The organism is Collinsella sp. CLA-JM-H32, assembly GCF_040098165.1.
In the GTDB taxonomy this organism is placed as follows: Bacteria; Actinomycetota; Coriobacteriia; order Coriobacteriales; family Coriobacteriaceae; genus Collinsella.
This window is the reverse complement of sequence record NZ_JBBNMZ010000007.1, coordinates 1-26,789: the sequence shown is the minus strand read 5'-3', so window position 1 is coordinate 26,789 and position 26,789 is coordinate 1. Positions and strand designations below refer to the sequence as shown.

At 59.5% G+C, this 26,789-nt stretch carries 26 protein-coding genes; 1 reads left to right on the top strand and 25 read right to left on the bottom strand.

Features of this window, described 5'->3' with window-relative positions:
• Nucleotides 1–423 precede the first annotated feature (423 nt).
• On the bottom strand, nucleotides 424–2,427 hold the full coding sequence (locus tag AAA021_RS05500; RefSeq protein WP_349088324.1) for a fructose-specific PTS transporter subunit EIIC: 2,004 nt from the start codon (nucleotides 2,425–2,427) through the stop codon (nucleotides 424–426).
• A 272-nt stretch (nucleotides 2,428–2,699) separates the two neighbouring features.
• Between AAA021_RS05500 and AAA021_RS05495 the strand changes: the two genes are divergently transcribed.
• On the top strand, nucleotides 2,700–3,557 hold the full coding sequence (locus tag AAA021_RS05495) for a MurR/RpiR family transcriptional regulator (protein WP_226790721.1): 858 nt from the start codon (nucleotides 2,700–2,702) through the stop codon (nucleotides 3,555–3,557).
• Nucleotides 3,558–3,778: 221 nt separating this feature from the next.
• Here the strand turns inward: AAA021_RS05495 and AAA021_RS05490 are convergent, their stop codons facing one another.
• The 24 genes from AAA021_RS05490 to lspA form a co-directional block, all read right to left on the bottom strand.
• Entirely contained in the window at nucleotides 3,779–5,407 is a 1,629-nt protein-coding gene (locus AAA021_RS05490; protein WP_349088322.1) for a DNA repair protein RecN, read from the bottom strand.
• Nucleotides 5,397–6,257 carry an NAD(+)/NADH kinase gene (locus tag AAA021_RS05485; RefSeq protein ID WP_260698963.1) on the bottom strand — a complete coding sequence of 287 codons (861 nt, stop codon included), beginning with the start codon at nucleotides 6,255–6,257 and terminating at the stop codon, nucleotides 5,397–5,399. Before AAA021_RS05485 ends, AAA021_RS05490 begins: the two co-directional genes overlap by 11 nt.
• Nucleotides 6,254–7,057, bottom strand: a complete 804-nt coding sequence (locus tag AAA021_RS05480; protein ID WP_349088413.1) for a TlyA family RNA methyltransferase — start codon at nucleotides 7,055–7,057, stop codon at nucleotides 6,254–6,256. Before AAA021_RS05480 ends, AAA021_RS05485 begins: the two co-directional genes overlap by 4 nt.
• Before the next feature lie 8 nt (nucleotides 7,058–7,065).
• Nucleotides 7,066–7,332 (bottom strand): exodeoxyribonuclease VII small subunit, encoded by a 267-nt coding sequence (locus tag AAA021_RS05475; protein ID WP_349088321.1) that lies wholly within the window; start codon nucleotides 7,330–7,332, stop codon nucleotides 7,066–7,068.
• A gap of 2 nt (nucleotides 7,333–7,334) precedes the next feature.
• A complete protein-coding gene (gene nusB / locus AAA021_RS05470) occupies nucleotides 7,335–7,922 on the bottom strand; it encodes a transcription antitermination factor NusB (protein ID WP_349088319.1) in 588 nt (195 codons plus the stop codon).
• 3 nt (nucleotides 7,923–7,925) lie between these two features.
• Nucleotides 7,926–8,288, bottom strand: a complete 363-nt coding sequence (locus tag AAA021_RS05465) for an Asp23/Gls24 family envelope stress response protein (protein WP_006233982.1) — start codon at nucleotides 8,286–8,288, stop codon at nucleotides 7,926–7,928.
• A 24-nt stretch (nucleotides 8,289–8,312) separates the two neighbouring features.
• Nucleotides 8,313–8,876 carry an elongation factor P gene (efp, locus tag AAA021_RS05460; protein ID WP_117806186.1) on the bottom strand — a complete coding sequence of 188 codons (564 nt, stop codon included), beginning with the start codon at nucleotides 8,874–8,876 and terminating at the stop codon, nucleotides 8,313–8,315.
• A gap of 159 nt (nucleotides 8,877–9,035) precedes the next feature.
• A complete protein-coding gene (locus AAA021_RS05455) occupies nucleotides 9,036–10,166 on the bottom strand; it encodes a Xaa-Pro peptidase family protein (protein WP_117769618.1) in 1,131 nt (376 codons plus the stop codon).
• A gap of 132 nt (nucleotides 10,167–10,298) precedes the next feature.
• Complete coding sequence (locus tag AAA021_RS05450) at nucleotides 10,299–11,408, bottom strand: hypothetical protein (RefSeq protein WP_260698960.1); 1,110 nt, start codon at nucleotides 11,406–11,408, stop codon at nucleotides 10,299–10,301.
• Entirely contained in the window at nucleotides 11,405–11,938 is a 534-nt protein-coding gene (locus AAA021_RS05445) for a shikimate kinase (RefSeq protein WP_349088318.1), read from the bottom strand. The genes AAA021_RS05450 and AAA021_RS05445 overlap by 4 nt, the downstream gene beginning before the upstream one ends.
• An 8-nt stretch (nucleotides 11,939–11,946) precedes the next feature.
• Nucleotides 11,947–12,444 carry a YqeG family HAD IIIA-type phosphatase gene (locus AAA021_RS05440; RefSeq protein WP_349088317.1) on the bottom strand — a complete coding sequence of 166 codons (498 nt, stop codon included), beginning with the start codon at nucleotides 12,442–12,444 and terminating at the stop codon, nucleotides 11,947–11,949.
• A gap of 1 nt (nucleotide 12,445) precedes the next feature.
• Entirely contained in the window at nucleotides 12,446–13,879 is a 1,434-nt protein-coding gene (mltG, locus tag AAA021_RS05435) for an endolytic transglycosylase MltG (protein WP_260698957.1), read from the bottom strand.
• Entirely contained in the window at nucleotides 13,872–14,300 is a 429-nt protein-coding gene (ruvX, locus tag AAA021_RS05430; protein ID WP_035138185.1) for a Holliday junction resolvase RuvX, read from the bottom strand. The genes mltG and ruvX overlap by 8 nt, the downstream gene beginning before the upstream one ends.
• A gap of 17 nt (nucleotides 14,301–14,317) precedes the next feature.
• Complete coding sequence (gene alaS, locus AAA021_RS05425; RefSeq protein ID WP_349088316.1) at nucleotides 14,318–16,975, bottom strand: alanine--tRNA ligase; 2,658 nt, start codon at nucleotides 16,973–16,975, stop codon at nucleotides 14,318–14,320.
• A 151-nt stretch (nucleotides 16,976–17,126) separates the two neighbouring features.
• Nucleotides 17,127–18,536 carry an AI-2E family transporter gene (locus tag AAA021_RS05420; protein ID WP_349088314.1) on the bottom strand — a complete coding sequence of 470 codons (1,410 nt, stop codon included), beginning with the start codon at nucleotides 18,534–18,536 and terminating at the stop codon, nucleotides 17,127–17,129.
• Nucleotides 18,533–19,324: an RNA polymerase sigma factor SigF gene (locus AAA021_RS05415; protein ID WP_022094589.1), complete on the bottom strand. Its 792-nt coding sequence runs from the start codon at nucleotides 19,322–19,324 to the stop codon at nucleotides 18,533–18,535. Before AAA021_RS05415 ends, AAA021_RS05420 begins: the two co-directional genes overlap by 4 nt.
• A 1-nt stretch (nucleotide 19,325) precedes the next feature.
• A complete protein-coding gene (locus tag AAA021_RS05410; RefSeq protein WP_349088313.1) occupies nucleotides 19,326–19,703 on the bottom strand; it encodes an ATP-binding protein in 378 nt (125 codons plus the stop codon).
• A complete protein-coding gene (locus AAA021_RS05405) occupies nucleotides 19,696–20,283 on the bottom strand; it encodes a hypothetical protein (RefSeq protein WP_349088311.1) in 588 nt (195 codons plus the stop codon). The genes AAA021_RS05410 and AAA021_RS05405 overlap by 8 nt, the downstream gene beginning before the upstream one ends.
• Before the next feature lie 100 nt (nucleotides 20,284–20,383).
• Complete coding sequence (locus AAA021_RS05400) at nucleotides 20,384–21,733, bottom strand: replication-associated recombination protein A (RefSeq protein ID WP_349088310.1); 1,350 nt, start codon at nucleotides 21,731–21,733, stop codon at nucleotides 20,384–20,386.
• A 60-nt stretch (nucleotides 21,734–21,793) separates the two neighbouring features.
• Nucleotides 21,794–23,041, bottom strand: a complete 1,248-nt coding sequence (locus tag AAA021_RS05395) for an HD domain-containing protein (RefSeq protein ID WP_349088308.1) — start codon at nucleotides 23,039–23,041, stop codon at nucleotides 21,794–21,796.
• 31 nt (nucleotides 23,042–23,072) lie between these two features.
• Nucleotides 23,073–23,495, bottom strand: coding sequence for a prepilin peptidase (locus tag AAA021_RS05390; protein ID WP_195625080.1), 423 nt, complete (start codon nucleotides 23,493–23,495; stop codon nucleotides 23,073–23,075).
• Nucleotides 23,496–23,576: 81 nt separating this feature from the next.
• Nucleotides 23,577–24,872: a glycosyltransferase family 2 protein gene (locus AAA021_RS05385; protein ID WP_195245800.1), complete on the bottom strand. Its 1,296-nt coding sequence runs from the start codon at nucleotides 24,870–24,872 to the stop codon at nucleotides 23,577–23,579.
• Nucleotides 24,873–24,954: 82 nt separating this feature from the next.
• On the bottom strand, nucleotides 24,955–25,968 hold the full coding sequence (locus AAA021_RS05380) for an RluA family pseudouridine synthase (RefSeq protein WP_349088307.1): 1,014 nt from the start codon (nucleotides 25,966–25,968) through the stop codon (nucleotides 24,955–24,957).
• A complete protein-coding gene (lspA, locus tag AAA021_RS05375; protein WP_349088306.1) occupies nucleotides 25,968–26,567 on the bottom strand; it encodes a signal peptidase II in 600 nt (199 codons plus the stop codon). The genes AAA021_RS05380 and lspA overlap by 1 nt, the downstream gene beginning before the upstream one ends.
• Nucleotides 26,568–26,789: the final 222 nt, after the last annotated feature.

Here is a 26,789-nt window from a genome sequence, read left to right as displayed (position 1 = left end):
ATGTGTTTGTCGTCCGCTTGCTCGCCCACAGGGGCCCGTGCGCGGCCTGTGAGATTTCCTGCTCTACAGTCCTGCTCGCACGAAGAGCACATTAAGTGCTCTTCGGCTCGTGCGGAACTCGCGATAAATCTCACAGGCCGTGCACGGGCCCCTGTGGGCGAGCAAGCTGCGGAAACCCAGTCGGTCCAAAGTAATGTCGGCTGAAAGGAATTCTGGCTGATGATCTGTTCGCGACAAGGACTCGACAGGCGGCCCCCTCTATGCCCTTTTATAAGTTGCGGTGAAATAGGGACTGAATTATGGGTTGAATCGTTTAAACAGTCCCTATTTCACCGCAACTTATTTGAGGATGAAAAAGGCGGAGGCCCTGGAGAGGGACTCCGCCTTATATACAGGGGGCGATGTTATTCGCGAGCTGGGGGATTAGACCAGACGGGCGTTGATCGTCTTGGCGATCTCGGCAGCGTCGGTAGAACCCTTGACGGTGGCACGGAAGTCCTCGTCCATGAGCGCCTCGGCGACCTTAGACAGGATCTTGAGGTGCGTAGTGCCGGCCTGGGCACCGGGGATGAGCAGGGCGATAGCCACGTTGACGGGAGCGCCGTCCATGGTGTCCCAACCGGTCACGCCGGACTCGTCCTTGACGACGATGACGGCAGCTTCGGTAATGGCGTCGGACTTGGCATGCGGAATAGCGAAGCCCTCCATCATGCCCGTGGTGCCCTCGGCCTCGCGGGCCAGGAAGGCGTTCATCACGGCGTCGGCATCGCAGGCGATACCGGCCTTAACAGCCTGGTTGGAAACGAAGCTCAGAGCCTCGTCACGAGAAGCGAAGTCCTCGGCAACAAAGACATTCTCGACCTTAACGAAGTCGGCAGCCTCGGCCTTGGGGGCCTCGACGGCAGCGGCCTTGGGAGCCTCAACCGGCTTGGCTGCAGGAGCGGCCTTCTGGTTCTTCTCGAAGTCGTACTTCTTGAAGGCCACGAACAGGATGCCACCGACCACAGCGCCGATGAGGATCGCGAGGACCCAAAGCGGACCGTTCTCGACAACGGGCAGGACCAGGAAGCCACCGTGAGGCGCCGGATCGTGAACGTTGAACATAATGGTCAGGATCGAAGCGATAGAGGAACCGAGCATCATGATGGGCATGGCGGGCCAGATGTTCTTGGTCATGAACGGAATGGCGCCCTCGGTGATGTGGGTGCAACCAAGGATGAGGTTGACGACACCGGCGTCGTGATCCTCCTGGCTGAAGTACTTCTTGCCGACAACGACAGCGAAGGTGGTGATCAGCGGCGGAACGATGCAGGCAGCGGAGACGGCAGCCATGAAGTTGGTGCCGAAGTTGTAGGTATCGGTGCCAACACCGGCGGCCAAAGCCTCGGTGAGCATAGCGGTACCGGTGACGTAAGCAGCCTTGTTGACCGGGCCGCCCATGTCAAAGGCGCACATGCAGCCAATGGCAAGACCCAGGACAACGGCGCCAGAGGCGGACAGGCCCTTGAGGAAGTCCATCATGGCGGTGTTGATGGCAGCCATGGGGCCGGAAATGCCGAGCATGACCAGACCGACGATGGCGGTAGAGAACAGCGGGTACAGGAAGATAGCCTTGAGGCCGTCCAGGTTCTTGGGCAGGCCGGCAAAGACCTTCTCGAGCAGCAGGATGACATAGCCGGCGAGGAAGCCGCCAACGATGCCGCCCAGGAAGCCGAAGCCCACGCCGGCGCCACCGGCGTCGATCATGCCGGTCTCGGCGTTAACAGGCAGGCCCTGGATGGCGATCATACCGGCAACAAAGCCGGGGACGAGCGCCGGGCGCTTGCCGATGGACTCGGCGATATAGGCGGAAAGCACCGGAACCATGAGGTTCATGGCGATGCCGCCGATGATCTTGAGCATCGCAGCAAAGCTGTTGTAGTCAGACGCCGTCGAATCAAAGGACGTAATGCCCCACAGGAACGAAACGGCGGTCAGGACACCACCGGCAACGACGAAGACCAGCATGTGGCTGACGCCGTTCATGAGGTGCTTGTAGATGATGTGGCCGATGGACTCCTTCTCCTCGACCTCGTCCTCGACATCGGCAGCAGCCGCAACCGTGTCGTCACCCTTGGCGGCGAGCGCGCGGTCAATCAGCTTACCGGCGGCCTCGACGGACAGGGCCTTGGAAACACCAACGGAAACCATGGGCTTGCCGGCGAAACGCTCAGCCTGGACATCCTTGTCGGCTGCGACGACGACGGCCTTGGCACCAGCGATCTCACTCTTGGTGAGCTCGTTCTCGACACCGACCTGGCCATGAGTCTCGACCTTAATGGTCAGACCGCGCTCGGCAGCTGCCTTCTCCAGCGCCTCCTTCGCCATGAAGGTGTGCGCAATGCCGGTAGGGCAACCGGTCGCGGCGATGATGTCAAACTTAGCCATGTGTCCCTCCTTCTTGAGTACAGCGCCCGCGGGCGCTCCCCTACACGCGCTTCGATGCGCGTTTTTCCACAACTGAAAGATACCAACCTACCGTCCGCGTGAGAAGAGCTAAGGTGCAAATCTCCGGTGAAAGGTTCTTTCATAACCGTAAACGGTAAGTGAAAGTTTACCATCAACACTTGAAACGGCAAGGTGTATCTTGTAATTGAAAATGCCCGTATACTATGACATTACGAATCAAATTAGATTTTCATGCCAACCAGGAGCCATCCATGACCGATAGTAGCAAGAGCGCACTTTCCCTCATTAGCACCCATCAGGGATACAGCGAATCCGAGCAGCGCATTGTCGACTATATATTGGAGCACCAGTCCGAGGCTCCACGCCTCACGGCGGCTCAGCTCTCACGCGCCGCCGCCACGTCCGAGGCGACCGTTTCGCGCTTCTGCCGCAAGCTTGGCTTTGGTAGCTTCCGCAGCTTTCAGTTTTCGTTGGCGAGGGATTTGGAAAGCCAGCGTAACGAGGGCCTGACTGACGAGGTCTCGCTCGACAATATGGAGCAGAGCCTTAAGAATATCCTGGCTGCCAAGGTGAGCGAGCTTAATGCGACCATCGACGGGATCGACCACGATACGCTGGCGGCTGTTGTGCATGCCCTTAAGCATGCAGGGGTTATTGAGTTTGCAGCTGTGGGCAATACGAACGCGGTCGCGCTCGATGCGACGTTTAAGTTTTCGCAGCTGGGCCTGCGCTGCATGGCGAGCACCATTAGCGAGACATCAATCGGTTTTGCGCTCACGTTACGCCCGGGTGACGTCATCGTGCTAATCTCAAACTCTGGCAAATCGCGCCGACTGAATCGCATGGCAAAAGCGGCTCGCAACTGCGGCGCAACCGTAGTCGTCATCAGCAGCGATAGCAAGTCTCCACTTGCGCGCCTGGCAGACTACACTTTTAATACCGTCAACCACGAAGCGCTGCTGACGACGGGCGACTTTGCGTTCTCTAAGATCAGCGCCACGATGATCATCGAAGTCATCTACAACTTCCTGCTGCCCGAGATTGAAGACGCACGTGAGCATATCAGCTACTACGAGGAGCTCATCCAGCCGGATAAGGTCGTTGAGTAGATAGATTGGGGAGCCGATAGACGCCTCTCGTCACGAAACCCGCCCATCTACTACGTTTTAACCGCAACTGCCAACCATACACCCAAAATAGAGAAAACCGCAGGTGTTCTACCTGCGGTTTTCTTTTTGCAATTCTTGGCATGGTTGCCGATGCCCTACCAAACGTAGTAGATGGACCCGTTTCGTGGCGGCCGGGTTGGACATGCTTGTGGCGGCTCGACCTAGGCACGCGCCTCCGCAAGCATCTGCCTGGCGTGCGCCAGGCTTGCCTCGGACTGATCGCCGCTCAACATGCGGGCGATCTCGGCGGTACGCGCTTCGCCGGTTACCTCGTCCAAATGCGTCTGGGGAACATCGCCCGGTTCCTTGCTGACGACGTAATGCTTGTCAGCCATGACGGCGACCTGCGCCAAGTGGGTTACGACAATCACCTGATGCGTAGAGGCGAGATCTGCCAGCACGCCCGCGAGCGCACGCGCAGTGGAGCCACCGACACCAGCATCGACCTCGTCAAACACCAGCGTATCGGCACCGTCCGCGTTACCGAGGACAACCTTGCTTGCAAGCATGACGCGGCTGAGCTCGCCGCCCGACGCAATGCGGCGCAGGGGACGTGGCGTCAAGCCGGCACCGCTGCGGTATAGCAGCTCGTAGCTCGAAGGACCAATGGGCGTCCACTCAGCACGGGGAAGATCGCGCGACTCCCAGACGAGCTCGGCACTACCCATCTCCAAGCGCGCCATCTGGCGGCCAACCTCGTGGCAGAAGCGCGGGGCCGCCGTATTGCGTGCGCGCTTAAGTGCCTTGGCAGCGGCAAACAACTCGCGCTCGGCGCTCCCGAGTGCCTCGCGCGCCTTCTTGATCCGCTCATCACCATCGTCTACCAGAGACAACAGCTCTTGCGAGCGATCGCGCATGGCAAAAACATCGTCCATGGTGGGACCCCACTGACGCAACAGGCCCTTGAGGTCGGAATACCGCTCACGCATGCGAGCGAGCTCGCGCGGGTCGAAGGCGACGCCATCGCGATAGGCACGAAGCTCGTTCGCGCAATCCTCAAGGGAAATACAGGCATCCGAAAGCGCATCGGCAATGTCGCCCAGTTTGCGATCGACGGTAGCCATTCGGGAAAGTTCTGCCACGGCGCTGTTCACGGCGTCGAGCGCTCCCCCTTCGGAGGCAAGCGATGCATGGGCATCGTTAGCCGTGGCAACCAGTACCTCGGCATGTTCGGAGCGCGGCAGCAGTTCCTCGAGTTCCTCATACTCGCCCGGTTTGGGGTCGACCTCGCCGATGCGCTCGAGCGCAAAGCGTGCCTCCTCGACGCGGCTCCCCTGCGCACGCGAGGCCTCTTCGACACGTCGAACCTCCTTAGCGGCAGCGCGCGAAGCCTTAAAGCAGGTGCGGTACGCATCCAGCGCCTCGAGCACAGAGCGCCCCGCCCAGGCATCGACCATCGCAACGTGATGCGATGGATCGAGAAAGCGCTGATGCTCGTGTTGGCCACATAGATCCATCATCACGCCGACGCGCTCCGAAAGCTCGCGCACGCTGGCAATGCGGCCGTCAATTTTTACGCGGCTGCGGCCCTCGGCAGAAAGGCTGCGCTGCACGGTGAAACCATCCGTGTCGTGCGGGCCGTCGAACAGGCGCGCCTCGACGCTGGCAAGCGCCTCGCCCTCGCGAACCGTCGACGAATCGGCGCGCTCGCCCAAAATAAGCTTGAGCGCCGAAAGCAGCGCGGTCTTGCCAGCACCGGTCTCACCGGTCAGGACGGTCAAGCCGGCACTCGGCACCAACGTCGCCTCGCGAATGAGCGCAATGTTAGAAACCTGCAGCTCATCGATCATGACGCACTCCGTAGAACACGCGGCTCACCGAGTTATAGAAGCTCTCGGGGCCGTAATCAAGCAGCAGCACATCACCGGGCCCGCGGCGCACAGCCACGCTCTCAACGGTGCCATCACAGGTAATAAACTGCCCATCGATAGCGATCGCCGGAACGCTCGGACGGTCATCAGACATAAAGATTTCGACGACATCACTCGGCGAAGTCAAGAAGGCACGGGCCTGAATGGTGTGCGGCGCAATGGGTACGCAGACCATGCCCGTATAGTCGGGGCTCACGATGGGGCCACCGGCGGATAGTGCATAGCCAGTGGAGCCGGTCGCCGTCGAAACGACGACACCGTCACCGCGCAGGCGGTCGATATGATGGCCGGACACCGTGATGTCGAACTCGACCATATCGGACAGCGGACCGCGGGTAAGCGCCATGTCGTTGAGGGCGAAGGTGCGCACGACATCCTTCGTACCGTCTTCGCGCACGGACACGATATCCGCGGCGATGGTAGCGCGACGGCTCACATGCAGCTCGCCGGACAGGGCGTCGCTCACGACTTGCAGAATGTCGCGCTCCTCGGGGCTCGCAGCAGTTAAAAAGCCCAGGTGACCATATGAAAGACCGAGGATAGGAATCTCGCGATGGTTGAGGATGCGGGCAGCGCGCAGCAACGTACCGTCGCCGCCGAGCGTAATGACCAAATCGGAGCCATCAATATCAGGCGTGTTCTGAATCTTGGATCGCTGGTCGGCAGCCCATGCGACCTCATAGCCCTGGCGCGTCAGCCAAAGCTCGAGCATCAGGCCGCTCTCGACCGCCTCTTGCTTGTAGTAATTGGGAACCAGAAAGACCTTCATAGCGTTGCAGCTTTCTCGCTCAAAACCGATACCTGGGATTGCAGCTCGTCTTGCGTGCGGTCGCCGGGGTCAAATCTCGTGCCGTACAGGAAAAACTCAACGTTGCCCTTGGCACCATGAATGGGTGACACGCACACATCGACCGGGAACAGGCCCTTGGCAGCAAACAGCTCGATTACCGCAACAAGCGTGTCGACACGCACGGCGGGGTCGGTCACGATACCGCCCTCGCCCACCAGCGCAGCCGGCGCCTCAAACTGCGGCTTTACGAGCGTGCAAAACGAGCCCGAAGGCTTCAGGCACGCCAGCACGGCATCGACGATATTCGCGATACTCGTAAACGACACATCGCACACGGCCAGGTCGATAGCGCCGCCGTAGCCGAGCTCGGGCAACTGCGTTACATTCGTGCGCTCGTGGAGCGTCACGCGATCGTCTTGGCGCAGCGACCAATCAAACTGGGCACGGCCCACGTCGACCGAGACAACGGTCGCAGCGCCGCGCTTGAGCAGGCAATCGGTAAAGCCGCCCGTGGAGCAGCCCACATCGAGGCAGGCAAAGCCCGTGGGATCGATACAAAACGCATCGAGCGCACCCTCGAGCTTAAGGCCGCCGCGCCCAACGTACGGAATGCGCCCCTTAACGTGCAGTGGCAGGCCCGGCGCCACCTTGAGCCCCGGAGAGGTCAAACGCTCACCGCCGCTCGAAACCAAGCCCGCCATAAGAGTGCGAAGGGCATCCGCGCGATCGGCGCAGATGCCCTGTGAAATCAGTTCGTCATCGAGACGCACGCGTTTCATGAATGCCATCAACCATTCGTATCCGGAGATGCAGCCTGTCTATCTTGGGACTCGTTTGCCGCATCCTCATCGTATTCCTGCTCGAGCTTGTCGGCCTCACGCGGCGTCAGCTCAAACTTGTCGACCATATCGACCGCTCGGGAGCCCAGCTCAATCGCCTCGTCAAACAAATCGAGCGAACGCTCCAAGGACGTATCCTTGGAGCGAACGGTGGCGATGATCTGGTCCAGGCGATCCGAGATCTCATCGAAGTTGCGGACGGAACACTCTGGCATGGCTACTCCTCGACGGAGTCGGCCTCGACGGCCCCAGCGGCGTCCGCATCCTCGTCAAGTACACCGGCGGCAGCCTGAGCAGCAGCGACCTTGTCGGCCGCCTCGGCAGCCTGTGCCTCCTCGCGAGCGCGATCCTCGGCCAGCAGCTCTTGGTACAGGTCCTCGCCCGGCAGTTCCTCGCTGCGAGCGATCTTACCCAGCACACCGTTGACAAACGATGCGGACTGGTCGGTACCATAAGCCTTAGCAATCTCGACCGCCTCGTTAATGACGATGGCGTCCGAGACCTCCTCGTCGGTGAGGAAGCGCATCTCGTAGACGGCGATACGCAGAAGGTTGCGGTCGGCACCTGGCATGCGCATAAGATCCCAGTTCTTGGCGACGGCTCGCAGGGCACAATCGATGCGATCGATGTGCTCGTAGGCACCACGGCAAAGCTCCAGCGCATAGGGGTCGAGGGGACCCTTCGAGATCAGGAAATCGCCCTCGAGGACGCGCTCGAGCGGGCTGTCCGTGGCCTCGGCCTGGAACAGCAGCTGCAGCGCCTGACTGCGGGCAAGCGTGCGCCCGCGATAAACCTTAAGGCTCAAAGGTTACTCCTTGGGGAAAACGAGGCCATCGATGCAAACGTCAACGCGCTCGACCTCGACGCCCACCTGGGCATCGATGGCGGCGACCACGGCGGCGCGAACGGCCTCGGCGAGTTTCTTGAACGGATAGCCAAAGAACACCACGACACGCACGGTGAGTGCGAGCTTGTCGCCGACGACCTCGGCCTCGACCGCCGGCTCGGAAGCCGGGGCCTTGGACGAGAGCATCATGGAGACAAGGTTGGTGGCAAGGTCCTTGACGCCAACGGAGGCGATGCCCTCGACATCCGACACGGCGCGCGAGACGATGGCGGTCAGAACATCGGGCGAAATGCCGATGCCGTCAATCTTGATTTCCTGGGGCATGAGTCCTCCTAGAAGAGTTGGTTGCTAGACGCGGGAGACGAACTTGCCGTCGCGGGTGTCAACCTTGATGACCTCGCCCTCGTTGAGGTACATGGGGACCTGGATGACAGCGCCGGTGTCGATCGTGGCCGGCTTGGTAGAACCCTGGACGGTGTCGCCCTTAAAGCCCGGGTCGGTCTGGACGATGGTGGTCTCGATGAACATCGGCGGGGTCACGCCCATGAGCTCATCGTCGGCAAAGAGCAGCTGGCAGATGTCGTTCTCGCGCAGCCACTTGGAGTTCTCGCCCACCATGTCCTCAGGAACGGGAACCTGCTCATAGGTCTCATTGTCCATGAAGATGTAGTCGGCGCCATCGTTGTAGAGGTACTGGAACTCACGGGTGGTGAGCATAACGCTCTCGAACTTGGTGCCGGCGTTGCAGGTGTTCTCGACGACGCGGCCGCTCTTGATGTCGCGGGTCTTGTAGCGCACAAACGCGCCGCCCTTGCCCGGCTTGACATGCTGGAACTCGACGATGGTGTAGACCTTGTCCTTAATGCGGAGACCGAGGCCGTTCTTGAAGTCGGCGGTAGAAATGGTAGGCATAGCAACCTTTCTTGTTATGGGCAGAACGCACAAGCGTCCAAATTACATACGACCGGAATTATACACTTGCAGGCGGCGCCTGCAGCGAGCGCATAAAAAGAGAACGCGGGGCGCCCGAATTGCTCCGGACGCCCCGCCCCAAAAATCTATCGAAATGGGCTAGCAATCGATGACGTGCAGGTCGTGCGGGGTCTTGGTGAAGGGCTCATAGCCGTTCTCGGTGACCACGCCGTAGTCTTCCAGGCGCACGCCGCCCACACCGGGCAGATACACGCCGGGCTCCATGGTGATAACCGAGCCGACCTCGATAGTGTTCTTGCTGCGGTTGAAGTTGGGCAGCTCATGGATGTCGATACCGACGCCGTGGCCCAGACCATGGTTGTAGTAATCGCCATAGCCGGCATCGCCGATGATCTTCTTGGAAAGCTTGAAAATGTCGTTGCCCTCGACGCCCGGATGGATGGCGGCGACGCACTCCTCGTGCGTACGGCGCACGAGCGCGTACAGGTCGAGCTGTTCCTGGGTAGGCTCGCCCATCACGACAGTGCGCGTCATGTCGGAACGATAATCGCAGTAGCCCGCGCCGTAATCCATGAGGACGAAGTCGCCCTTCTCGATGACACGGTCACTCGGCACGGCATGCGGGTTGGCGGTGTTGGGACCGCTCGCCACAATGGAACCGAAGGCCAGGCTGTCGGCGCCGTTGGCGAACATAAAGTTCTCGAGCTCGTTGCGAACCTGCTTCTCGGTCATACCGGGTTTAATAAAGCCGAGCATATGCTGGAAGGCGGCATCGGTGATCGACTGCGCATGGCGCATGAGCTCGATCTCCTCGGCATCCTTGATGGCGCGCATCTTGCGGATGTCGTCGTGCATCAACGGCAGCATGCAGGCGACAGAGCGGTCCTCCAGGCCGCGCTGAATGCCCTGGTAGAAGTTAATCTGCATGTCATCCTCGACAGCGCAGACGCGGCACTTGTTGGCCGCGATCTTGCCGGCGACCCAGCCGGGAATGGTGCCCTCGTCCATGTCGTAGACCCAGGGGCTGCCGGCGGGCGTGTTCTCCTCAAAGCTGTTGAGGTAGCGCGAGTCGGTGTGGAACAGGCACTGGTCAGCCGTAATAAACGCGGCGTGCGGGAACTCGAAGGTGTAGTCGAAGACGCCCTTCACGCCCGTGAGCCAACGAAGGTTAGCCTCGTCGCGCACCACGATGGCATCGTAGCCACGCTCGACCATCAGGGCACGGACACGCTCGATACGACCGGCAGGACCGGCAGCAAACTCAGACATGCAGTTTCCTTTCTTGTTGTCTCTATATAGACGGGACGGGTCTCAACCGAACGACGGAATCGCATGCGATCCGCAACCGATTGAAAACCCGCCCCTCAACATGATACGAAAGACGATGGATGTCAATAAATCTTAGAGAAGTTCTTTGCGAGAAGCCAAGTAGGCGTGAACATGGCGCTCAAGAACCTCGTCCTCAACGCTCGTTAGACGAATGGCGCCGAGTGCCGCGGGCAGCGGCAACATGCTACGGTTTGAGCGGGCAAACTGCTGCCTGCGGAACTCCTCGATATATGCGACAGGCTCCAGATCGAAGGCAAGTTCCTCGATACCAAAGTCCTCCAGGCAGTCATCGACCTCAAAGACGTAATCGATATCAAAGTCGCAGGCATCATGTGCTAGGCGCGCCTCAAAGCGCATGCCCTCGGATAACAGCTGATAGGCAGGGACCTGCGAAGCGGCATCGCCCAAGCAGGCGCGCAGGGTACGCTCCCCCGTCTTGCCAAAATCGAGCGCATGGCGAGCGCTCGGGTTCGTGGCCATCAGTACGTCCTTACGGGCAGTCTGAGACCATTGAACGGCATTGACGAGCGCGACCTCCTCGCCCGCGAGAATCTCGGGGACGGTCTCAGTAAACTGATTCCAGCGGGACTTACTGCTCGAAAGCATGGTGCCAACAAGCACCACAAAGCCGAGCTTGAGGTCCTCGGGGTCCGCCTCACGAACAAGGTCGAGGTCACACACGACCAAGCCCGGTTCGGGACGGAACGCGATAGCGGGAAGCGCATTGGCCGACGAGGCGACGAGCGGCTTCATGGTCGTCGCGACCGTGAGCATGGCGTCGAAGGTCGTCGGCAACAGCGCGCACTCGGTTCGGCCGCACCACTGGTTGGCGCACCAGCTAACAACCGAGCAGGTTGCGGCATCGCCAACGGCGACAACCAGATCGTCGCAGGTAATGCCGTTGGCAGACAGGGCGCCAAACATAGCATCAGCATCAGCCAGCGTGGCACCAGCAGGCGAAACCTCGAGGACTAGCGGCGACACGGCAAAACCGGCGTCGACCAGCGCATGCTCGACGACTTCACCAAAACGCTCGGATGTGGCGGTGTTCCAAACGACCATCGCGCGCTTAGGCTTGCCCACGGCCGAGGCAAACATACGCGACAGTTCATCGAACGCACCCAATCCGACACGGACATCGACGCTGCGGTTTTGGAAATTGATCAGTTGACGGCGAATCATAGCAGCCCACGCTCCAAAAGCATCTCGGCACAAAGGTAGGAAACGTCCCCGAAGGACTTGTTGCGAATATCAAGGGTAAGGTCGGCGGCCTGGCGATACAGCGGACGGCGATGCTCAAACAGGCGCGCGGCATGCTCAGGCGAGCGAAAATCGGGGCGCGTGTCGGACCGACGAATCTGGCGAATCGAATCCTCGAAGTCGCCCTCGAGGTACACACACGTACCCATTTCGTGCATCAGCTCAATATTCACCGGCGTCTCGACGATACCGCCACCGCACGAAACCAACAGGCTACGCTCGCTTTGGAGCGAACGGAGCGCCGAGGTCTCGAGCTCGCGAAAACGATCCTCACCCTCGGTCTCAAAAATCTCGGTTACCGACTTGCCGCAACGGCGCACGACTAGGCGGTCGGTATCGATAAAACGCCGCTTGAACATAGTGCCGACGTTGCGCGCGAGCGTCGATTTGCCCGCGCCCAAAAAGCCGATAAAGAAGATATGGTCGCAGCCGTGTTTGGTGTGCTGGGACATGACGAGACCTATTCCTCGCAGGGAAGGTCGCGCAGGGCCCGGCGCTCAAAGATACGGAAGATCTGCGTATACCACAGGTCCTGCGTCGCCTGCGGCTTAACCAAGATGGTATCGACGTCGGCGAAATTGCCGCTCCACACGTCCGTGTAGAGCTGATCACCGATCAGCACCGCCTCGTTAGCCGTGGCGCCGAGGCGCTTAAGACCCGCCTTGAGGGCAAACGGTGCCGGCTTCATGGCGTGGCTGATGGCCTCGAGTCCCAGCTCGCGTGCCGATGCCATGACCTGGTCGCGATGCCAGTTGTTGGACACCATGCACAGCTTAAAGCCTTTGGCGCGGGCGGCATCGAGCCAAGCGGAAACCGCGGCGGGAACCTGCTCGGTGTCGCGCGGCACCAGGGTGTTATCGCGATCGAGCAGAATGGCGCGTTTGCCGTCGGCCCACAAGGTATCGAGGTCGATGCGATCGACCGAGGCAACGTATCGTTTGGGGCTAAAAATCCTCATGCTAATTCCAAGACTGTTGATGCTCTTCGTAGGTTTGCGAGAAGTACTCCTCGTCCTGCGTAATGTAGAAATACAGGTCATCGGAGTCGGTCGGCTCAAGCGTGGCCTTGAGTGCCTCGAGCGACGGAGAGCAGATGGGCGTGGGCGGCAGACCCTCGTGTTTATAGGTGTTATACGGACTATCGCTCTGCAGGTCGTCGGCGGTAACCTCGCCACCGGTGACATACATCATGGTCGCATCGCTGTTGAGATAGCGCAGACCGTCGAGCTTGCCGGCAAGGCGGTTGTAGAAGACCGAGGCCACATGCGCACGTTGATCGGCGTTGAGGCCCTCGCGCTCAACGATAGAGGCCAAGTTGACGATGTCGTAGTCGGACATCTCCACACCGTAGCGTTCCTTGATCTTGGCTTCGCAGCTCGCAAAGTCAAACGACTTGTACTCGGTCTTAAACTGATCGAGCATAGCGCGAATCACGCCATCGGCCGTCGGCGAATCACCCAACGAATAGGTCTTGGGGAACAAGAAACCCTCGAGCGAGTCGTTAGCGGCGCCCTTAAGGAAGCTATAGTCGTCCACGTAGTTGGAGGCCTTGGCCTGGTTGAGGAAGTCTTCCTTAGAGATGCTGTCGTAGGCCTGGGCCACACGGTCGGCGACTTGATCGACCGTTAGGCCCTCAGGGATAGTCAGCGCATTGGAGCCCGCGTTGGGGCCTTCCATGAGCTGCTGAACAACCTTGGTCGCATCCATGAGTGTGGTGAACGAATAAGTACCAGGCTTGAGCGACATATCGGCGTTGAGCTTTTTCACCGCCGCATAGTAATCCTTGGGATTTTCGACGATATGGTTCTCGGAGAGAATCGAAGCGATGCTGTCACCCGAGGCACCATCGGGAATCGTGATAGTAACCTGCTGGCCTGCAACGACTTTCGCACCCTCACCGCCAAAGAAGCCCTTGACGGCTGGCACGACAAAGAAAACGATCGCGACAAGCGCAAGCACGGCAACAACGCCACCGATAATCATAGGCACCGGGGAGCTTTTCTTTTGAGCACCGCGACGAGCATGCGTGTTGTAGCTCGAGCGGGTCGCCGGAGCAACGCCATGCGAACCACGAGCGTGATGCGAATGCGATTGGGGGGCCTGCGTTCGCTGGGTAGGTGCCTGCTGCTTAAAGCGGGTGCCGCCTGCAGGCTGGGCCGTACGAGCAGTGGGCTGCTGAGCCGCGTGAGAAGCCGAATGCTGTACCGAACGAGCAGAAGGCTGCTGACCCGTCCGTTGAACAGGTTGGGCCGAACGAGAGAAGGACTGCGCCGGGCGCGCGGCAGGCTGAGCTGCGCGCTGCGTCGGCTGTGCCGGACGCTGGCCAGGCTGGGCAGGGCGCGACGCCGGCTGCTGTGTACGATTCGGCTGGCGCGGATCGGAAGCACTAGGCATGCGAAACCTCCTCGTTTTTACGATCGAGCCACGTCTGCAAAAACAGGCTGGCGGCAATCATGTCGATCTTGCCCCTCATCTGCTTTTCGTTGAGTCCCTGCTCGCGCAGGATACGCTTGGCCTCTTGCGAGGACAGACGCTCGTCCTCAAACTCCAACGGAAGATCGAGCTCGTCGGCAATCTTTTGCGCCACAGCGGCAACGCGCTCGGCCTGAGGGCCGGGCTCACCGGCCATGGTCAGGGGACGTCCGCTTACCAGGATGTCGGGCTCATAGTCCTCAACCAGGTAGCGGAACGTCTTGGCCATACCGGTGACCTCGGCAGCCGGAAGCACCTTGACAGGCATCGCCATCTTGCCATCACGGCTCGAGACGGCGATGCCAATCCTGGTCTCCCCTATGTCCAGCGCGAGCGCAACCACAGCGACTTCTTAGATTCTTAGGCGCCGAGCGCGGTCTTAGCGGCCGCGAGGGCATCGGCGATGCCGGCAGCATTCTTGCCACCGGCCTGGGCCATGTTGGGACGACCGCCACCGCGACCGTCGACCAGACCCGCGATCTGCTTGATCACGTTACCGGCGTGGAAACCGGCCTTGACGGCGTCATCGGAGCCGGCAGCGAGCAGGGCCGGAGTGCCCTTCTCAGTCACGCTGGCGACGACACAAGCAACAGGGCCGGCGACCTTCTGATGCACGGTATCCCATACGTTGCGCAGGTCGGCAGCCTCAAGGCCCTGGAGCTCAGCGACAACGAGCTTATAGCCGTCGAGCTCGACGGCGCCCTCGATGGCGCTGGAGATGGCGTCGGAGGAGCCACCGGTCAGAGCCTTCTTGAGCTTATTGGACGTCTCGCGCAGCTCGGCCTGCAGGTTCTCCACGCGAGCGGGAACCTCATCCACGCGGCACTTGAGCGCAGTAGCAGCGGCGTCAACGAGCGCCAGGCGGTCGGCCATGTAGTCGAGGGCACCCTTAGAGGTCACAGCCTCGATACGGCGGACATTGGAGCCTGTGGAGGACTCGGAAATGATCTTGAACAGGCCGATCTCGGCGGTGTTGGCAGCGTGCGTGCCACCGCAGAGCTCGCGGGAGAACGGCTGGTCCTCGGCGCCCACGGAGACGACGCGGACGACATCGCCGTACTTCTCGCCAAACAGAGCGACAGCGCCGGCAGCCTTAGCCTCGTCGATGCCCATGACACGGGTCACGACCGGCTTGGAAGCGAAGATCTGCTGGTTGACCAGGTCCTCGACAGCCTTGAGCTGCTCGGAGGACAGGGCCTCGAAGTGCGTGAAGTCAAAGCGCAGGTGCTCGGGCGTCACCAGCGAGCCGGCCTGGGAGACGTGCTCGCCCAGGACCTGCTTAAGGGCAGCGTCGAGCAGGTGCGTGGCGGTGTGGTTGCGGCGCAGGAAGCCACGGCGCTCGGCGTCGAGCGCGGCGGTAACAGCGGCACCGACAGCCAGCGTGCCCTCGGCAACGTGCGCGACGTGGGCATACAGGCCGTTGTGGTTCTTGGTGTCGGCAACGGTCAGAACAACGCCCTCGGCGGAAAGCTTGCCGGCATCGCCCTGCTGGCCACCCATCTCGGCATAGAACGGGGTGCGGTCGAGCACAACCTCGACATCCTCGCCGGCGGCAGCGGACTCGACGGACTCGCCGTTGCGCACGATGGCGACAACCTTGGCGCCCTCGATCACATCGTTGTCATAGCCGTCGAACTCGGTCGCTGCGACCTTGTCCGAAAGCTCGACCCACACGTCGTTGAAGCTGCCCCAGGCGTCGCCCTTGGCATTGGCGCGGGCGCGGGCCTTCTGGTCCTCCATGCAGGCAGTGAAGCCGTCCATGTCGACGCCGTGGCCAGCGGTGCCGGCGATCTCGACGGTCAGATCGATGGGGAAACCAAAGGTGTCGTGCAGTTTAAAGGCGACATCGCCCGGAAGCACGGCGCCCTCGGCAAGCGCTGCCAGGGCCTCGTCCAGATAGACGCGGCCGTTGTCGAGCGTCGTGGAGAAGCGCTCCTCCTCGGAGGCGACGATACCCTTGACGAGCGCGACATTCTTGAGCAGCTCGGGATAAGCCTCGCCCATCTGAGCGTTAACCTCGTCGATGAACTTGGTCAGGAAGGCGCCCTCGATGCCCAGCAGGCGACCGTGGAACACGGCACGACGGAGCAGGCGGCGAAGGACGTACTCGCGACCCTCGTTACCGGGAAGGATGCCGTCCGAGATCATAAAGTCGACGGCACGGGAGTGGTCGGCGATGATACGCAGGGAGCGGCTGGCGCCAGAGTAATCGTCGGCGTCATAGGTCTTGCCGCTGATCTCCTCGCCCAGCTTGATGAGATGCTGCATCAAGTCGCCGTCGTAGTTGGCGGTCTTGTGCTGCATGATGGCGGCCATGCGCTCCAGGCCCATGCCCGTATCGAGGTTGCGGTGCGGCAGCTCCGGCATGGAGCCGTCCTCCTGGCGGTCATACTGGGTAAAGACGAGGTTCCAGAACTCCAGGAAGCGGTCGCAGTCGCAGCCGGGCTTGCAGTCGGGACTACCGCAGCCGACCTCCTCGCCCATGTCAAAGTAGATCTCGGAGCACGGACCGCAGGGGCCAGTGGGGCCAGCGGCCCAGAAGTTGTCGTCCTCGCCCAGGCGGGAGATGTGGTCCTCGGCAACGCCCAGAGAACGCCACACGTCGTGGGTCTCGTCGTCCTCGGTAAAGACGGTAAAGTACAGGCGGTCGAGCGGCAGCTTGAACTCCTTGGTGATGAGCTCAAAGGCCCAGGCGCAAGCCTGCTCCTTGGAGACGCCGCCGAAAGAGAAGTCGCCGAGCATCTCGAAGAAGGACAGGTGACGGCCGTCCTCGCCGATGCAATCGATGTCGTTGGTGCGAACGCACTTCTGGCAAGAGATCGCGCCGATCTCCTTCATGGTCTTTTTGCCCTGGTAGTACTCCTTAAACTGGTTCATGCCGGCGTTGGCAAGCAGCAGCGAGGGATCATCGGGGACGAGGGACGAAGAAGGATAGAGCTTAAGACCGCGCTCCTCAAAGAAGTTGAGGAACTTGGAGCGGATCTCGGCCGTAGTCATTGACGGGTAGTCAGCACTCATAGAGGGAATCTCCTCGGTTTCACATCGAAACAGTTCAAACGTAACGATATTACCATCCCACCGCGCCTGTGCAAAAAAGAGGGTCGCCAAACAGCGACCCTCCAGCGAAATTGCATGTTAGCACGTATGAATGTTAACCCGAATTACCCCGCTAGTTGTCGTCATCGTCCATGGAGCCGTCGATACCGGTTTTGGTATCGTCGTCCGAGTTGGAGTCATCGTCCTTGGCAAAGGGGTTCTTGAAGAAGCCCGTGGCATCGGGCTGCAGACCAGAGAGCTTAATCCAGGGATTATCGAGCTCGGGCTTGGGCATGGCCTTGGCCTCGGGCGCAGTCTCGTTGCCGATGAGCTCGGACTCGTAGATGAAGGTGTCGTCGCCGAGCGCGTCGTAGGCGGCGACCGGGTTGCCAGCGGCATCGCGGTACGGCGTGCCCTTAAACACGGCACCGTCATAGGCCACAAGCTGGCGGCCGGTCTCATTCTCGAAGTAGTACAGGAAGATACCCTTGAGGGCCGCACAAAGCGGGATAGCAATAATCATGCCGATGGGGCCCATGAGTGCCGAGCCAATAACGAGCGCCGTGAGGCTCATGATGGGATGCACCTGCACCGAGCTCTGCATGACCTTAGGCGAAATCACGTTATCGGTGACGTTTTGCGCGATCATCGTCACGATGAGCGTCCATAACGCCAACATGGGGCTGAACATGAAACCGAGCACTGTGGCGATTGCTGCGCTCACCCAAGGACCGACGACCGGAACCAAATGTATGATGCCGGTAAAGAAAGCCATGAGCGCCGCATACGGATGGCCGATGATCATAAAACCGATAAAGGCGAGGAAACCACCGCAGATGGACGTCACGACCATACCGCGCATGTAGCCGCCGACAGAGCGAGAAAGGATGGCGACCATAAAGCGGTACGAGGTCTCCTTCTCCTGACCGATGATGGTGCAAATCTCGTGGTGCATGCGAGGGTAGTCGCAGGCCATCCAGTACGCAAGCACCAGACCAAGGAAGATCACGAACAACTGCGAGGCCGTATTGGTGATGAGCGGGAACACACCGCGGCCAAGCTCGGCAGCAATCTGAGACACATACTTCGATGCCACGGCAACCAGCGACGAAAGATTATCGTCCAGATACTCCTTGAGCGGTGTGTTGTTGAGCGTCTTGGCATGCGAGATCATCTCATTGAGATCGCCACCCGCAACACGAAGCTGCTCGGGCAGGCGGCTCAGTACTTCCATGATCTGACCAAAGAGAATCGGCGACAAGATGCAAACGACACCGACGAGCACGGCAACAACAACAATAAGCGCGATAAGCGAACCGATGCCGCGATTCACGCCATGGTGCTCGAGCCAGTTGGTGATCGGGGACATCACAAAAGCAATGATGGAGCCGACGGCAAGAAACTCAATAACCGGTGCCAGGATGCCCATAAGGTTAAAGATGACAGCAGCAATAACAATGCAGCCGACAACAGCCCAAATGCGCAGCGTCAGAATGCGGGTGTCGCGCAGCACGCGATCGGTTTGTTGGGGGTGCTCACTCATGAACGAATCATCACTCCGTCGGGGTCGATCTTGTCCTGAATCTTCTTAAGCGTGCGGCGCAGCAGACGCGAAACCTGTACCTGAGAAATACCCAGCTTCTTGGCGATCTCGATCTGGGTCATGCCCTTCACAAAGCGCAGCTCAATCACCTCGCGCTCGCGCGGCGAGAAATCACGGATGGCTTCCTCGATCACTAGGCGGTCATCGGTAAAGTCGAGCTCGTTGTCGTCGTCGGCGTAACGGTCGAGAATCGAGGGGGCATCGTCCGAATCGGACGCACCAGGAGCCTCGATGGGCACCGAGGTATAGGCCGAAGACGATTCCATGGCCTCCAGCACCTCATCGACCGTCACGTCCAAGTACTCAGCGATTTCCTCAACCTTAGGCGAGCGCTGTAGCTCGTTGGTGAGCTTATCGGTAGCCTGGTTGACCTTGGCCGAGAGCTCCTGCAAGCGACGGGGCACGCGCACGCTCCAGCCCTTGTCGCGGAAGTGACGCTTAATCTCGCCCAAGATGGTAGGCGTGGCAAACGTGGTGAACTCGAGTCCGCGCTCAGGGTCAAAGCGGTCGATAGCCTTGAGCAGGCCCAAATAACCAACCTGCATCAGGTCATCGAGCGGCTCGCCGCGGTTCTTAAACTTGTTGGCAAGAAACCTTACCAGGTTCATGTGGGACATGACGAGCTGCTCGCGTGCGTCCGGGTCACCGGTCTCTTTATAGCGACGAAACAGCTCGCGGGTTTTCTCCTTGTCCCAAGCGGTCTTACCGCTCCGGGAACGTTCGGTCATATTAGATATCCGCCTTGAGGTCGAGGGAAAGCGTCAGGGGCGCCGCAGTCTTTTCGTAGGAGTCGCACACGCTCGCCAAAATGAGCTCGGCATACACAGCGGCCTGGTCATCCTCGTCGACGGTGGCCTGGTCGCCAAAGGTAAAGGTCATGCCAACGTGAGATTCGTCGACATCGAATTTGATGGTGATGTCGTCGCAGTCGACCGCGGTGCAACCAAAGATGAAAGCCTCCTCGGCAGCCATGCGGATGTCCTCGATGCGATCGACAGACATAGAGCACAGGGCACCAACGTTGGCTGCCGTCATGCGCACAAGGCGAGCGAGACGCGGGTCACCAGCAACGGTCAGCGTGATAGGGCAGGTTGCTTCGCTACTCATCGCAGGACTCCTCAGAGGTCTCAGCGGGCGTATAGGTGTAATACTGAGCCGGCTTGGCTACAGAATTCTGAGCCACATCCGCGCCATCGGCGGCCTCGTCCTCGCCAATTAGGACGCGCTCGGTAGGCTGCTCGGCCTCCGCAGCGGCAGCGGCGAGCTTGCGATCGGCATCGGCTGCAGGAGCCTTCACCTTATTGAAGAGCTTCTGCACAGCACCAGCGGCAGAGTCAGTCACGCTCGACACAGCATTGCTGGCCTCGGCCATGCTGCCCGTAACCTCGGAAATGTCGCGAACCACGGCTTCGACCTCTACGAGATTGGAGGTAAGGGCATCAACTGCCGTCTTGCTCGACTTAAGCAGCGGCTCCATCTGGGCAAGCGCCGGCGTAAGCTCATCGACAGCGCCATCGAGCTTTGCCACCACAGGCTGAGCCTCGGCGATGGTGTTGTTGAGGTCGTTCACGGTCTTATCGAGCGAGTCGACAACATTGCGGGTCTTGCGCAGGGTAAGCGCGAGCTCAACGATGGCCCACACGCCGGCAACGGCGAGCAGCAGCAGGGCAATCTGAATGGGACTCATACAAGCCTCCCAAAGGAATCGATATACAGACGGTTTCCATGGTACCCCAAAGGGGACCGAACATGCCAAGAGCAGCAACGTGGGACAAAATTATCAGCAGCTACTTCGGTGCATTCCCGCTGCGGTCACGTTCACTTTGCTCTACGCGCCATTCTTCCCAACCGCGGCCGGCAGGCTGCCAGAACGCGCCGCGCTCCAGTCCCTCGGGCAAATAGCGCTGATCGACCCAGCCTTCGGGATAATCATGTGGATACTTATACATACCGTATTCATCGCTGCCCGGGCGATGGCGATCGCGCAGATAACTCGGCACCTCGCGAAGCCCACTAGAATGGATATCGGCCAGCGCCGCATCGATCGAAGCCTCGCACGCGTTGGATTTTGGCGCCAAGCACACATAGAGAGCGGCCTGAGCCAGGTTAATGCGGCACTCGGGATAGCCAATGACCTCGGCAGACTTAAACGCGGCATGCGCCACCAAAAGCGCCTGCGGGTCGGCGTTGCCAACATCCTCAGAAGCGTGAATCATAATGCGGCGAGCGATAAACTTAGGATCCTCCCCAGCATCGATCATGCGCGCGAGCCAATAGATCGTGGCATCGGGGTCACTACCGCGCATGGACTTGATGAACGCACTGATGATGTCGTAGTGCATGTCGCCGTTTTTGTCATACGTAAAGCCGCGACGCGGGTTGGCAATCTTCACGTCATCCACGGTGATGGGATAGCGCTCCCCCGCCGCAGGCGCTGGCGTTCCCTCGGTATCGGGACGCGTGACGGCAATCTCGCTCGCAAGCTCGAGCGTCGTGAGCGCCGAGCGAGCGTCACCCGCTGCCAGCGTGCAAATGGTCTTGACCGTATCCTCATCGGCCGAGAACTTTCCGTTCAAGCCCTGTGGTGCCTCGAGCGCACGCTCAATAAGCGTGGCGATATCCTCATCCTTCAGATGTTCAAGCTCCACCACGCGCCCGCGCGACAACAGTGCCGAGTTGACCTCAAAGTACGGGTTCTCTGTCGTAGCGCCAATCATAATGACGGTACGGTTCTCAACTGCATGCAGCAGGGCATCCTGCTGCGACTTAGAGAAGCGGTGAATCTCATCGATGAATAGAATGGTGCGGCGGTCGTAGGTATTCAGGCGCGTCTTGGCCTCGTCAATCACGCGACGCAGGTCCTTCACAGTACCCGTGACGGCGCTGACCTCGACAAACTCGCTCTTGGTATGGTTGGCGATAATGTGGGCCAGCGTCGTCTTACCCGTACCGGCCGGCCCGTACAGAATCACGCTCGAAAGCACGTCGTGCTCGATCGCGGCACGCAACCATGAGCCCTTACCGACGGCCTTTTGCTGGCCCACATACTCGTCGAGCGAATTGGGGCGCATGCGCACCGCAAGCGGCGCATTTTTAAAGGAACGCTCGCGCGTCGAGGCAGAAAAAAGGTCGTCCATAGCCATCCCGTGCATCCATCAAAATCGTTGTTCCTCAACAGTATACCGAAAATATACGAACTACCGTTCGTTAATATAGGTACGATGCGGAAACTTCAGCCCCGGGAACAGCTTGCTCGTCAGCTCACAGAAATAGCCGTCCGTCATGCTCGAAATGTAATCCACTACGGTCTGATCTTTATCATCCTGCCATGCATAGGTGCGATTGTAGTAGGAAAGCTGCCGCTCAATGCGCGAAATGTGATGCTTAAAGATATACGAAGACTCGTCGCCTTCGTTTATATCCTGCAGGCAACGGTCATAGAGCTTTTCGAACGCCTCGCGCAGCTCCGTTTCGGAGTCGCCCTCGATGCCGCCCTTGCTATAGATCTTCTCGTAGTTCTCGCGCTTAGCGCGGCGGATTTCCTCGAACAGGTCCTCGCTCATCTCGATGCGCGGCTTGCCATAGCTGTGCTCGACGATATCGATAGAGGCATGCGTGAGAATCCAGCTGTTGTATGCTCCGCCAAGCCCATCGTCAAAAGCGTCGGGTGACAGCAGGCCCGCCGCAATGGCGTCTTGGCGATCACGCCCCACGTAGGCAAGGATATCCGAGATGCGGACCACGCAGCCTTCGAGCGTCATGGGACGCAGGTGCTCAATTGCGCCGTAACCCGCGGCAATGCAATCCTCAACCGTCTGATCAAACTGTTCAAAAGAGCCCATGTCCGAAAGCTCAAAAACACGCTGTTCGTACTCGCCGTTGTGGCAGAGCACGCCATCGAGCGTCTGAAGCGACACGTTGCGACCGTACAGCGCATCGAGCACGCGGACCGACTGCACGTTATGGAAAAAATAACGACCCGTGCGCTCGTGATAGATATCGTTGAGGAATCGCTCGCCGGCATGGCCGAAAGGCGTGTGCCCCAAGTCGTGACCCAGACCGATCGCTTCAATCAGATCGCAGTTGAGCCCGAGGGCGCGACCGATATCGCGCGCAATGCGCGAGACGAGCTGCACGTGTAGACCACGACGCGACAAGTCGTCGTTGCTTCGAAAGCTAAAAACCTGCGTTTTGCCTGCATAACGGGTGTACGCCGGTAGATGGAGGATTTTTTCGGTATCGCGCATAAACGCCGGACGCATAAGCGTGCCTTTGTCCGCATCGCGATCGACACGACGAATGACCTGGTCGTCGTTGCAACGATACGGATTGACAGTGGCCGAAGCACGATTGGCGGCAATGCGCTCGACGAGCTCGGGCGACAACGCCGAAGGAATACGGTCCATACGTGCCTTGATGGCGGCCGTTTCTTGATTAGTTGCCATGGCATGCTCCTTAAGAACGATGCGCAATCGGTTACAGAGTGCAGCCCACGACCTCGATTATGGCAAAAATCGGCACTAAAAACGGGAGCAATGGCAGGGAGCGCGATTTTGTGAAGAGGCAGGAGAGGGCCAGGGCCAGGAGTGCGACGGCAAATGCCACGATGCCACCCATAGGGTCGAGCGTGCAAAGCGCGAAGAGTGCTTTGGCGTCCCCCATGCCAATCCCCGGGGCTTGACGAAGGCGCCGCCAGAGCGACTCAGTAAGCACAAGGGCAAGGTAGACGATGACCGCAAGACCGGCATGATCAAGTGCAGTGTTAACGCCCCTGTCGAGCCAAACGCCTGCTAACGCCGCCACGGCACATGCGCCGGCAAGCTCATTGGGAAACCGCCGCTCACGGGCATCAATCCACGCGCCGGCAAAGATGCAAATCCAAAACGGGATATAGATCATCGAAAACCTCCTTGAGCAGCTGCTCAAAAGCAAAAACCACCACAAAGGTGCCTGTCCCCTTTGCGGTGGTTTTGGTGGTGGTTATTTGGCGCCTTGCATGACCTCGTCAAGGGTAACGCTGACGGCGTGCTGCGTCGGGACCCAGTCGACCTTCAGGAACAGCGCGGCCACCGTGATGGGGATATAGCTGAACATAAAGATCGGGAAGGTAAACAGGTTAGTCACCAGACGCCACTTTTGCGCGCAGTGAATGTGCTTGTACTCAAAGATAGTCGTGAGCAGCGCCAGGATAAAGAAAGTCAGATACATCATGGCGAAGGTCATAATGAGCGAAGCGGCACAGGCCTGCATCTCGACTTCGGTAGCCAAAAAGCCGTGCGAGAGTCCACCCACGATCAGGAACGTCGCATTGGCGAGCATCGAGATGAGCGACAGCAGCATACCCGGGGCGATCGTCATGAACATGTCGTAGGCGGCAAAGCGATGGTAGCGGAAGGTCGACTTGACCAGGTGCTTACCGTAAGTAAAGAACACCTGGTAGAAGCCCTTGGTCCAACGCATGCGCTGTTTCCAGGACGCCTTAAACGTCACGGGTTGTTCGTCAAAGAACTCCGCCGGCGCATAGCCAATGCGAATGCCGTGAATGGCGCAGAACGTGGTGAACTGAATGTCCTCGGTCAGCGTGTGGAACTGCCAACCGTGCATGCCCTCGATAACGCTGGCGGAGATGAGGTAGCCCGAACCCGAAACAGCGCAGGACGTCTTGCAGATATTACGCGCGTTGTTGAGGAAGCGCGCCTCGCGTAGATACCACGTGGCATTAGCAGCCGAGATCCACGAGCTGCCGAAGTTCTTGGAATTGCGATAGCTCGTGACCACATGGAAGCCCTGGTCAAAGGCATCATTCATCTTGGAAACATAATCGCGGGAGATAACGTTATCGGCATCGAAGATAAAGTAGCCCTCAAACGTGTCGGGATACTCGTTGAGAATGCGGTCGAAGCCAAAGTCCATGACCCAGCTCTTGCCCTTGCGGGCCAGGTCATTGCGCTCGTAAACAATGGCACCGGCCTCGCGCGCGAGCTGCGCCGTGTTGTCGGTGCAGGCATCGGCGACCACGAAAACCTCGATGAGCTCGGACGGATAATCCTGGTCCTTGATGGAGCGAACGAGGTTGGCGATCACGGCCTCCTCATTATGCGCCGCGATAAAAAAGGCATAGCGATGGAGTTTTTTGGCCTTGGGAGGCGCGACCTCGCCACGAAGAGCGCCAATGACAAAGAAGACCACCTGGTACAGAAAGCAGACCGTGAGCAGCGTGACGACAATCTGGTTGAAGATCACAATGGGTGTGTTGGTTTGTAAAAAGGCGAGCATGCAGGCTCCCAGCAACGCGTAACGTAAACAATCGTATATCTTACCGCAGGCTTACCGAGTTCAAGAAACCACCTAATACTGGCTAGGCTTCGAGAAGACCGAGCTGCGGAACGATTTCATCTCCAACGGCCGTGCGACCGAGCGAGCGCGGGGCCAGGTCGTCAAGAACCGCGGCAAGATCCCACGGCAGCTCATCACGGCACTCAATGCGCTCCCCCGTCACGGGATGGTCGAATGCGACGCGCCAAGAATGAAGGAATTGCCTGGTCAGACCCTGATCGGCACGCGCATCGCACTTACCGTAGAGCGGATCGCCCACGCAGGCGTGGTTGATATGGCGCATATGCACGCGAATCTGATGTGTGCGGCCCGTAAACAGGTGGCACTCGACGAGCGTATAGCCGTCGTCGAAACGCGTGGAATCGAAGCGCTCGAGGACCTTAAAGGTCGTGATGGCCTGACGGGCAAAGGGGTCGTCCGAAATCGCCATCTTGACGCGGTCGCGCGTCGATCGGGCAATACCGGTATTGATGGTGCCCTCGTCCATGGCGATGTGCCCGTGGACAAGCGTGATATAGCGACGATCGAGCGTGCGCGTGCGAATGAGATTTTGAAGCGCGCGCTGTGTGTCGTCGTCCTTGGCCGCGAGCATAAGGCCAGAGGTATCGCGGTCCAAACGATGCACGATACCGGGGCGATCCTCACCCTGCACGGTCCCCAGATGGTCGATGCCGCAGTGATAAACCAGAGCATTGGCAAGTGTGCCGCTCTCATGGCCATGGGCAGGATGGCACACCAGGCCACGCTGCTTGGAGAGCACAATGAGGTAGTCGTCCTCATAGCGAATATCGAGCGGGATGGCCTCAGGAATCACATCGGTCGGATCGTGAGGCTCGGGCAGATCAACCGAAATACGGTCGCTGGCTCGCAAGGCGTACTTTTTAGAGAGACAAGTCTCACCGTTGACGGCAACGGCGCCTCCCTCGATCAGATGAGCGCAGGCAGAGCGCGTAGGGCAGCCGTCATTGGCGCCCAGATAGGCATCGAGACGCTGGCCAGCGCAATCGTCGGCAACAAGGATATGGATGTCGGCCATTAGCGCTCATTCCTTTCGCGAATCTTGCGGGCACGCTCCCCACGCTGCTTGGCTTTGCGCTTGGCGCGTGCCTCATCACGGGCATTGAGCTCGGCAGTCGCATCAACTTCGCGGGCCGCAGGGCTCAAGAACATGTAGCCGATGAGGGCGAGCACGACGCCCGCGGTAATGCCGATATCGGCCACGTTAAAGACAGGGAAGTCGATGAAAGTGGTGGCAATAAAATCGGTCACAAAGCCAAAGGCCAAACGATCGATAGCGTTGCCGATAGCACCGCCCGCAACCATCGCCATGCCCACAACCTCAAGATGGGCGAGCTGGGGTGCACGAACGAGGTACACGGCAATAGCGATAATGACCGCCAACGCCAGCACGGCAAACGCGATGCCATGCCCCTCGCCTATGCTAAAGGCAGCACCGATATTGCGGACAAACATAAAGTCGATGACACCGGGGATGACAGTCACATGCAAAGCGTCGCCCACGGCACGAACCGAAAGCTTGGTCAGCTGGTCAACAAGCAGCACAACCAGCGCCACCCCACCAGCAACACCCAACCGCCAACGCAAAGGCGGCGTCATATCCGCAGAACGACCCAAATCAATCCCCTACCCTCAAGATCATCGAATTACGTTTAATGCAATTAATCATCTTATATTGACCAGCAACGAAATAGCCGGTGATTCGTTACCGACAGACACTATGACCCAATCCGAGGGCACTAAAAAGATAGGAGCCCCCGCTCGTGACCGCGGGTCGGGGCTGCGACAATGATGTTGAAGTGCCATAGGCGCAGCCGCGCCGCAACGAGGTTGGGAGGC

What these genes read in the sequence shown, in the direction of transcription:
- AAA021_RS05410 (WP_349088313.1), bottom strand. Translation starts at nt 19,703, where the DNA reads ATGAGTAGCGAAGCAACCTGCCCTATCACGCTGACCGTTGCTGGTGAC.
- alaS (WP_349088316.1), bottom strand. Translation starts at nt 16,975, where the DNA reads ATGAGTGCTGACTACCCGTCAATGACTACGGCCGAGATCCGCTCCAAG.
- AAA021_RS05465 (WP_006233982.1), bottom strand. Translation starts at nt 8,288, where the DNA reads ATGCCCCAGGAAATCAAGATTGACGGCATCGGCATTTCGCCCGATGTT.
- AAA021_RS05380 (WP_349088307.1), bottom strand. Translation starts at nt 25,968, where the DNA reads ATGGCCGACATCCATATCCTTGTTGCCGACGATTGCGCTGGCCAGCGT.
- AAA021_RS05500 (WP_349088324.1), bottom strand. Translation starts at nt 2,427, where the DNA reads ATGGCTAAGTTTGACATCATCGCCGCGACCGGTTGCCCTACCGGCATT.
- mltG (WP_260698957.1), bottom strand. Translation starts at nt 13,879, where the DNA reads ATGCCTAGTGCTTCCGATCCGCGCCAGCCGAATCGTACACAGCAGCCG.
- AAA021_RS05415 (WP_022094589.1), bottom strand. Translation starts at nt 19,324, where the DNA reads ATGACCGAACGTTCCCGGAGCGGTAAGACCGCTTGGGACAAGGAGAAA.
- AAA021_RS05480 (WP_349088413.1), bottom strand. Translation starts at nt 7,057, where the DNA reads ATGAAACGCGTGCGTCTCGATGACGAACTGATTTCACAGGGCATCTGC.
- AAA021_RS05390 (WP_195625080.1), bottom strand. Translation starts at nt 23,495, where the DNA reads ATGATCTATATCCCGTTTTGGATTTGCATCTTTGCCGGCGCGTGGATT.
- AAA021_RS05445 (WP_349088318.1), bottom strand. Translation starts at nt 11,938, where the DNA reads ATGTCCCAGCACACCAAACACGGCTGCGACCATATCTTCTTTATCGGC.
- AAA021_RS05495 (WP_226790721.1), top strand. Translation starts at nt 2,700, where the DNA reads ATGACCGATAGTAGCAAGAGCGCACTTTCCCTCATTAGCACCCATCAG.
- efp (WP_117806186.1), bottom strand. Translation starts at nt 8,876, where the DNA reads ATGCCTACCATTTCTACCGCCGACTTCAAGAACGGCCTCGGTCTCCGC.
- AAA021_RS05400 (WP_349088310.1), bottom strand. Translation starts at nt 21,733, where the DNA reads ATGGACGACCTTTTTTCTGCCTCGACGCGCGAGCGTTCCTTTAAAAAT.
- AAA021_RS05450 (WP_260698960.1), bottom strand. Translation starts at nt 11,408, where the DNA reads ATGATTCGCCGTCAACTGATCAATTTCCAAAACCGCAGCGTCGATGTC.
- AAA021_RS05440 (WP_349088317.1), bottom strand. Translation starts at nt 12,444, where the DNA reads ATGAGGATTTTTAGCCCCAAACGATACGTTGCCTCGGTCGATCGCATC.
- AAA021_RS05475 (WP_349088321.1), bottom strand. Translation starts at nt 7,332, where the DNA reads ATGCCAGAGTGTTCCGTCCGCAACTTCGATGAGATCTCGGATCGCCTG.
- AAA021_RS05455 (WP_117769618.1), bottom strand. Translation starts at nt 10,166, where the DNA reads ATGTCTGAGTTTGCTGCCGGTCCTGCCGGTCGTATCGAGCGTGTCCGT.
- AAA021_RS05485 (WP_260698963.1), bottom strand. Translation starts at nt 6,257, where the DNA reads ATGAAGGTCTTTCTGGTTCCCAATTACTACAAGCAAGAGGCGGTCGAG.
- AAA021_RS05395 (WP_349088308.1), bottom strand. Translation starts at nt 23,041, where the DNA reads ATGGCAACTAATCAAGAAACGGCCGCCATCAAGGCACGTATGGACCGT.
- AAA021_RS05405 (WP_349088311.1), bottom strand. Translation starts at nt 20,283, where the DNA reads ATGAGTCCCATTCAGATTGCCCTGCTGCTGCTCGCCGTTGCCGGCGTG.
- AAA021_RS05490 (WP_349088322.1), bottom strand. Translation starts at nt 5,407, where the DNA reads ATGATCGATGAGCTGCAGGTTTCTAACATTGCGCTCATTCGCGAGGCG.
- AAA021_RS05385 (WP_195245800.1), bottom strand. Translation starts at nt 24,872, where the DNA reads ATGCTCGCCTTTTTACAAACCAACACACCCATTGTGATCTTCAACCAG.
- AAA021_RS05420 (WP_349088314.1), bottom strand. Translation starts at nt 18,536, where the DNA reads ATGAGTGAGCACCCCCAACAAACCGATCGCGTGCTGCGCGACACCCGC.